At 64.5% G+C, this 6,463-nt stretch carries 8 protein-coding genes; 4 read left to right on the top strand and 4 right to left on the bottom strand.

All coding sequences use genetic code 11. From position 1 onward, the window contains the following. Positions 1 to 92 precede the first annotated feature (92 nt). Positions 93 to 1,547: an MFS transporter gene (locus tag AWB68_RS41715; RefSeq protein ID WP_087649996.1), complete on the top strand. Its 1,455-nt coding sequence runs from the start codon at positions 93 to 95 to the stop codon at positions 1,545 to 1,547. A gap of 25 nt (positions 1,548 to 1,572) precedes the next feature. Here AWB68_RS41715 and AWB68_RS41710 read toward each other — a convergent pair whose 3' ends face one another. Then, entirely contained in the window at positions 1,573 to 1,941 is a 369-nt protein-coding gene (locus AWB68_RS41710) for a hypothetical protein (RefSeq protein ID WP_087649995.1), read from the bottom strand. 306 nt (positions 1,942 to 2,247) lie between these two features. Here AWB68_RS41710 and AWB68_RS41705 point away from each other — a divergent pair, with 306 nt between their 5' ends. Then, positions 2,248 to 2,445, top strand: coding sequence for a hypothetical protein (locus AWB68_RS41705; protein ID WP_087649994.1), 198 nt, complete (start codon positions 2,248 to 2,250; stop codon positions 2,443 to 2,445). A gap of 281 nt (positions 2,446 to 2,726) precedes the next feature. Next, positions 2,727 to 3,218 (top strand): hypothetical protein, encoded by a 492-nt coding sequence (locus AWB68_RS41700; RefSeq protein WP_087649997.1) that lies wholly within the window; start codon positions 2,727 to 2,729, stop codon positions 3,216 to 3,218. Positions 3,219 to 3,236: 18 nt separating this feature from the next. Here AWB68_RS41700 and AWB68_RS41695 read toward each other — a convergent pair whose 3' ends face one another. The 3 genes from AWB68_RS41695 to AWB68_RS41685 all read right to left on the bottom strand — a co-directional run bounded on the left by AWB68_RS41695 (position 3,237) and on the right by AWB68_RS41685 (position 4,894). Then, positions 3,237 to 3,656: a cupredoxin domain-containing protein gene (locus tag AWB68_RS41695; RefSeq protein WP_087649993.1), complete on the bottom strand. Its 420-nt coding sequence runs from the start codon at positions 3,654 to 3,656 to the stop codon at positions 3,237 to 3,239. A gap of 102 nt (positions 3,657 to 3,758) precedes the next feature. Further along, positions 3,759 to 4,112 carry a putative quinol monooxygenase gene (locus AWB68_RS41690; RefSeq protein ID WP_087649992.1) on the bottom strand — a complete coding sequence of 118 codons (354 nt, stop codon included), beginning with the start codon at positions 4,110 to 4,112 and terminating at the stop codon, positions 3,759 to 3,761. A 44-nt stretch (positions 4,113 to 4,156) separates the two neighbouring features. Further along, a complete protein-coding gene (locus tag AWB68_RS41685) occupies positions 4,157 to 4,894 on the bottom strand; it encodes an SDR family oxidoreductase (RefSeq protein ID WP_087649991.1) in 738 nt (245 codons plus the stop codon). A gap of 275 nt (positions 4,895 to 5,169) precedes the next feature. Between AWB68_RS41685 and AWB68_RS41680 the strand changes: the two genes are divergently transcribed. After that, positions 5,170 to 6,219: a methyltransferase gene (locus AWB68_RS41680; RefSeq protein WP_087649990.1), complete on the top strand. Its 1,050-nt coding sequence runs from the start codon at positions 5,170 to 5,172 to the stop codon at positions 6,217 to 6,219. Positions 6,220 to 6,463: the final 244 nt, after the last annotated feature.

Below are 6,463 nucleotides of genomic sequence, written 5' to 3'. Positions count from 1 at the left end.
GGCCCCGCGCGCCGCAAACCTTGCAAACGCCTTGACGGCGCGGGGCCGGATCAAGTGCGGTTCAGTGCGGTTCACCGAGGAGACTCCCGCCGATGCAGGCCCCCGATGGTTCCCGAGCTTCACCCGCCCCCGCGCGTTCCGGTTCGTCGCTGATCGTGACGCTCGTCGCGGCGACCTTCTTCATGGAGAACCTCGACGGCACCATCATCGCGACCGCGCTGCCGCAAATGGCGCGCTCGTTCAACGTGCATCCCGCGGACATGAGCCTCGGCATCACGGCGTACCTGCTGACGCTCGCCGTGTTCATCCCGATCAGCGGCTGGGCCGCCGACCGCTTCGGCCTGCGCACCGTATTCGGCAGCGCGATCGCCGTGTTCACGGCAGCCTCCGTCCTGTGCGCGACCACCAGCACCCTGCCCGCGTTCGCGGCCGCCCGCGTGCTGCAGGGCATCGGCGGCGCGATGATGGTGCCGGTCGGCCGGCTCGCCGTGCTGCGCGCGACGCCCAAGGACGGCCTGATGCGCGCCATCGCGATCATCACCTGGCCGGGGCTCGTCGCGCCGGTGATCGGCCCGCCGCTTGGCGGCTTCATCACGACCTATTCGTCGTGGCGCTGGATCTTCTACCTGAACCTGCCGCTCGGCTGCATCGGGCTCGCGCTCGCGCTGCGCCATCTCGACAACGCGCGCGAAAACGCCAACCGCCGCTTCGACCTGCCGGGCTTCGCGCTCTGCGGCGTCTCCTGCACGACGATTCTCTACGCGATGGAACTCGTCGGCCGCAACGACACGCCGTGGGCCCTCGTGAGCGGGCTCGTCGCAGTGGGCGCGGTGACGGGTTTCGTCGCGTGGCTGCATGTTCGGCGCGTGAAGGACCCGGTGGTCGATTTGTCGGCGCTCAAGGTCAAGACATTCGCGGTCGCGATGGGCGGCGGGTCGCTCTTTCGCATCTCGATCAGCGCGGTGCCGTTCCTGCTGCCGCTGATGTTCCAGATCGGCTTTGGCATGAACGCGTTCGAGTCCGGGCTGCTCACGCTCGCGGTGTTTGCCGGCAACCTGTCGATGAAGCTCGTCACCACGCCCGTCATGCGCCGCTTCGGCTTTCGCTCGGTGCTGATCGTGAACGGCGCGCTCGCGGCGGTGTCGCTCGCCGCGATGAGCCTGCTCTCGCCCGCCACGCCGAAAACGATCATCGTCGTCGTGCTGTTTTTGAGCGGCCTTGCGCGCTCGCTGCAGTTCACCGCGCTCAACACGCTCAGTTTCGCCGACGTGCCGAAGGCGCAGATGAGCGGCGCGTCGGCGCTGTCGAGCACGCTGTTCCAGATGACGATGGGGATCGGCGTCGCGGTCGGCGCGATCGCGCTGCGGCTCGCACAATGGCTGCATGGGCACGGATCGGAATCGGGCGCGCACGCGATGACGCCCGCCGATTTCAGCGTGGCGTTCGTGATCGTCGCGGCGATCGGGCTCGTCGGGATCGCCGATCTGTTCGGGCTCGCGCGCGATGCGGGCGCGGTGGTGAGCGGGCATCGGCATCGCAAGCGCTGAGCGCGCTTCAGTGCATTGAGTGCGTTCAGTGCCCCGCGTGCTTGAGCCAGTCGAGCCAGCCGAGCGCGATCGCCGCATTCACCAGCACGCCCGCCGTCGCGGCGAGCGCTGCGATCATCGTCCAGAACGCCGAGCGACGGGACGCTTCGGCGGAGTCGCGAGCGATCTGCGCGGCGTCGTTCGCCGCCGCCACCGACGCGAACATCGCCTTGCGCTGCTCGTCCTGGCGCCCTTCTTCCTTCTGAAAAAGCCATGCGCGCTTGGCGAACGTCTCGGCATCGGCGGGCGACGCTGCGTCGAGTTCCGCGCGGATCGAGGCTTCTCCGGCCGCCTCGTAGCGGCGATAGCGTGTTTCGCGCTCGCCTGACAGCGTTTGCTTCTCGTGTGGGTCCATGTGTTCTCGCTTGGCGCTCCGGCAGGCAACCGCACGATTCTCGCTCGCGAGGACCCGCGGCGCCAAGTCAGCCGATGTCGATCAGATGCGTTGGATGTCGGCGCGCGGGCAACTGTGTGGACCGGGGTGTCGGGTCAAGTCCGACCTCGGACGCCCGCATTATTCGGCCTTCCGGGCGTGACGCCTTGATGGGTGGTACGGTCCCGCGCGTCCCGCGCGACATCCCATCCTGGCATGGCAAGTGCAGTGCTTTCAGCGGGCCTGCACGCCCGCATCGAACGTCAATCGCACTTACCGGAGAGCATCATGAACACGCTGACCATCATCGACATCCCCGTCGCCATCGATCTCGAACACGAACAGATGACAGAAATCCAGGGCGGCATGAAGAAGCTGCCGTTCCAGACCAATAGCATCGGCCCCGTCACGGCCGATGGCGACCCCGTCGATGTCTACGTCGACGGCGTGCTCGTCAATTCCGTCAGGGATGGATTCGCGCATTGAGGGGCGGCCGGCGTTGCCGCCGCGCAGAGCGCGTCAGGTGTGGGCGCGTCTGCGCATCGAGGGGCGGCAGGGCGACGTGGCCGAGTCGCCGGTTGAACGCCCGCGGTGTCGGGTGGCACTCGGCATCGGCGGAATAAAACGGCACGCCCGGACGTTTACTTCGTTGAGACGCACGGCTCGCGCCGGGCTTTGCCGCGCCGTCGCGTGACGCTGTGCGTCCTTATCGATCTACCCGCCGCGTGCCGAAAACCCCGAGCGCGGCGTTCATGCAGGACCGCATCATGAGCACACTATTTCGCTTCGGAATCGTTCTCGTCTGCCTCGGCTTGTCCGCGACAGCCTCAGCACAAACCTACGACGACTCCACTGCCCAGGAGCCGGGCATCGACTGCCGTGCGATCGTCGGCAATGCCGAGATCGACGGCACGATGCAGACGATCGTCGGACGCGCATGCCTCCAGAGCGACGGCACCTGGCAGCTCATGCGCGACGACTACGACGGCAGCGTGCTCGTCTATCCGGTCGCGTCGTATCCGTATCCCGATCCGTGGTACTGGGGGCCGCCGATCTTCATTGGCGTGGGCGCGAGCTTCGTTTTCGTCGACCGCTTTCACCACTTCCATCATTTTCACCACATGGATCACAATCACTTCGGCTCGCCGGGGTTTCATGGCGGCTTTCACACGACCACTGGCGGCATGCACGGTTTCAACGGCATGCATGGCTTCGGCGGTGGGATGCATGGCATGGGCGGCGGCATGCGACGTCACTGACGTCGCGGACGCGCCGAATCAAGGCGTGACGACGAACGGCACGTGCATGCCCATCGCGTAATGGCCGGGCTGGTTGCAGATGAGCACGTAGTTTCCGGGCGTCAGCTTGAGCGTGAGACGCTTGCTCTTGCCGGGCGCCATGTCTTCGACTTCGCCCATCTTCTTGAACTGCTTCTCCGGCACCGCGCCGTTCTTTACGGGCAGCTTGTCGGCGGACAGGTCCGTCTTCAGCACGACGAGTTCATGCACCTGTTTGGTATCGGATGCGTTGGTCGCCTCGAACGTGACCGTGCCTGCCTTGACGCTACCGGTATCGAGCTGGATCGTGTCGTTGTTCAACGTTGCCTTGACTGTTTCCTTGGCGTGGGCCGTGCTTGCCAGCAGACCCAGCGTGACGACGCCTGCGCAGGCCGCGATGCGTGTACTCGTGATTGTCATGGTTCTTCTCCGTTTGAACGCAAGCAACCGCCGGACCGGTATGGCTTGCAACGCGAGTAGAACGGGTGGCGAGGCGGGCTTATTCCACGCGCGGCGGATTATTCAGCGCGTCGCGCCCGCCGGATCGCTGTCCTGCTTCTTGTCCTTGACGTAGGTGCGCAACGGTTCGAGAAACTCGATCGTGCGCTCGCGCGACAGCAACTTCGGCAACGCGGCCTCGTAGGCTTGACGATACGGCAGACCCAGGTGATGCGAGCGGAAGTACTCCGGGCTGCACGCCCATGTCTCGTAGACGACGAGCGTGTCGGGCTCCGCCTTCGAGCGGTGCAAGCTCGTATTGACGAAGTCGGGCTCTTCCGTCATCCGTTCGAGCACGTCGAGAAGTTTCGATTCCAGTTCCTCGCGATGCTCCGGCTTGCCCGGCAAATGGACGATGAACGAAATGGTTTCACTCATGGCGATACTCCTTCGCTAGCGCGGGCTCGTGCCCGCGCCATGTTTCAAAGCTGGCTCATGCCACCGTCGATGATGATCTCCGTGCCGACGATGAAGCCCGACTCCGGCGACGCCAGATGCAGCACCGTCGCCGCGACTTCGCTGCTGCGCCCAAAGCGGCCGAGCGGAATCTGTGCCTTCAACTGGGCGGCGGACTCGTCGTCGAGACCAAGCTTGTCGTGCAATGGCGTGCTGACCGGGCCGGGGCTGACCACGTTCACGCGCACGCCGCGCGGCAGCAATTCCGCCGAGAGCGTCTTCGCGAACGTGATGAGCGCGCCCTTGCTCGCCGCATACACCGACGACGTCGGCATGCCGATATGCGCGTTGATCGACCCGTTCAGCACGATCGATGCGCCCTTGTTCAACAGCGGAAGCAGCGCCTGGATCTGGAAGAAGGCGCCCTTCACGTTGGTATTGAAGGTCTGGTCCCACAGCGCTTCGTCGATATCGGTGAACGGCGCGAGCTTCGCGATGCCCGCGTTGATGAAGAGCGCGTCGAGCCTGACGCCTGCTTCGGTGAGTTGCCGGGCGAGCTCGCGGGCTGCGGCGACGGAACCGGCATCGTTGCCGATCGCGAGCGCATTGGCGCCGAGCGTGGCCTTCGCTGCCGCCAGCGTCGCCGCATCGCGGCCGGTGATCACGACCCGCGCGCCTTCGGCCGCGAATGCCTGCGCGGTTACGAGGCCCATTCCACTATTGCCGCCGGTGACCAGCACCGTCTTGCCTTCGAAGCGATTCATGACGTTCTCCTTGAACGTTGATGAGTGAGTGAAAGGATTGTGGACCGGCAGGTTTCGATTGCCGTACGACGTAGCCGATGAACACGTTCGATGCCGTCGCACGAGTTTTGCAGGCGCACCGTCGGCAAGTGCCTTGCGCATTCTGCGCGGCTCCGCACAAAACTGCCTTGATCGCGTCCGACGTGGCGCCTAGAGTTAGCTTCGACCTTTCAGCAGGCCTTTTGTCAACCCTGTAACCGGCTTTCGTTTCATCACATTTAAGCAAAGGATGACTTATGGAAAACGTGCAAGCTGCGGCGTCCGGCCATTCACCTGGTCAATCTGCTCTCGCACCGGACCGGCTATTGCAATTGGGAATGGCGTTCTGGGCGTCGAAGACCTTGCTATCGGCTGTCGAACTTGGCGTGTTCACGCAACTCGCGAGCGGTCCCCGCGATGCCGCCGGGCTTTCTGAAGCGCTTGGGCTGCATCCGCGCGCGGCGCTCGATTTTCTCGATGCGCTTGTCGCGTTGAACCTGCTCAACCGGGAAGCCGCGCATTACAGCAATGCGCCCGACGCGGACCTGTTCCTCGACAAGGCCAAGCCCTCCTACGTAGGCGGCCTGCTGGAGATGGCGAACTCGCGGCTCTATCCGTACTGGGGCTCGCTCACCGAGGCGCTGCGCACGGGCTTGCCGCAAAACGAAACTAAGCACGGCGGCAATATCTTCGAGGCGATCTATAGCGATGAAGTGTCGCTGCGCGGCTTTTTGCGTGCGATGAGCGGTGTGAGCCTGGGCGCCGCGCGCGCGATCGCGCAGAAATTTCCCTGGGCCGACTACCGCACGTTCATCGATATCGGCGCGGCGCAGGGCGCCTTGCCGGTGCAGGTCGCGCTGGCGCATCCGCATCTCACGGGCGGCGGTTTCGACCTGCCGCCGGTCGGCCCGGTGTTCGAGGAATACGTGGTGGCGCACGGCTTGCAGGAGCGTCTGCGTTTTCATCCGGGCGACTTTTTCAAGGACCCGTGCCCGAGCGCCGACGTCCTCGTGATGGGGCATATTCTGCACGACTGGGGGTTGCCCGAGAAGCTGGAACTGCTCGCGAAGTGCCACGCGGCGTTGCCGGCGGGCGGCTGTCTGATCGTGTATGACGCCGTGATCGACGACGAGCGCCGCCACAACGCGTTCGGCCTCTTGATGAGCCTGAACATGCTGATCGAGACGCCCGGCGGATTCGACTATACCGGCGCGCAGTGCATCGAGTGGATGAAGCAGACCGGCTTTTCGGAGGTGCGCGTGGAGCCGCTGGTCGGGCCTGATTCGATGGTGATTGGGGTCAAGTGAATCGCGCTGGCGCTTGGGGTGGGGGTGGGGCTGGGGGTTGTTGTTTACACCGTTTGATGCGCTTGGGCTCCTATGGAACTTGTTCTCTTAGTGGTCTATTTGCTCTGCCCCTGTCCGGGGCGGGACTCACTTTCTTTGCTGCTGCAAAGAAAGTAAGCAAAGAAAGCAGCGGCGAATTCAACCGGTCGACGCAACACCTCTGTTCCAATGTGGGATTAGAGGTTGAGCGCGAATGAAACGACAG

This window comes from Caballeronia choica (assembly GCF_001544535.1).
GTDB classification, from domain to species: Bacteria; Pseudomonadota; Gammaproteobacteria; order Burkholderiales; family Burkholderiaceae; genus Caballeronia; species Caballeronia choica.
The sequence above is the reverse complement of the archived record's forward strand: the minus strand, read 5'-3'. Positions and strand labels throughout refer to the sequence as shown.

Coding starts and splice junctions, on each gene's coding strand:
- AWB68_RS41705 (WP_087649994.1), top strand. CDS start 2,248: ATGAACACGCTGACCATCATCGACATCCCCGTCGCCATCGATCTCGAA.
- AWB68_RS41700 (WP_087649997.1), top strand. CDS start 2,727: ATGAGCACACTATTTCGCTTCGGAATCGTTCTCGTCTGCCTCGGCTTG.
- AWB68_RS41710 (WP_087649995.1), bottom strand. CDS start 1,941: ATGGACCCACACGAGAAGCAAACGCTGTCAGGCGAGCGCGAAACACGC.
- AWB68_RS41695 (WP_087649993.1), bottom strand. CDS start 3,656: ATGACAATCACGAGTACACGCATCGCGGCCTGCGCAGGCGTCGTCACG.
- AWB68_RS41685 (WP_087649991.1), bottom strand. CDS start 4,894: ATGAATCGCTTCGAAGGCAAGACGGTGCTGGTCACCGGCGGCAATAGT.
- AWB68_RS41715 (WP_087649996.1), top strand. CDS start 93: ATGCAGGCCCCCGATGGTTCCCGAGCTTCACCCGCCCCCGCGCGTTCC.
- AWB68_RS41680 (WP_087649990.1), top strand. CDS start 5,170: ATGGAAAACGTGCAAGCTGCGGCGTCCGGCCATTCACCTGGTCAATCT.
- AWB68_RS41690 (WP_087649992.1), bottom strand. CDS start 4,112: ATGAGTGAAACCATTTCGTTCATCGTCCATTTGCCGGGCAAGCCGGAG.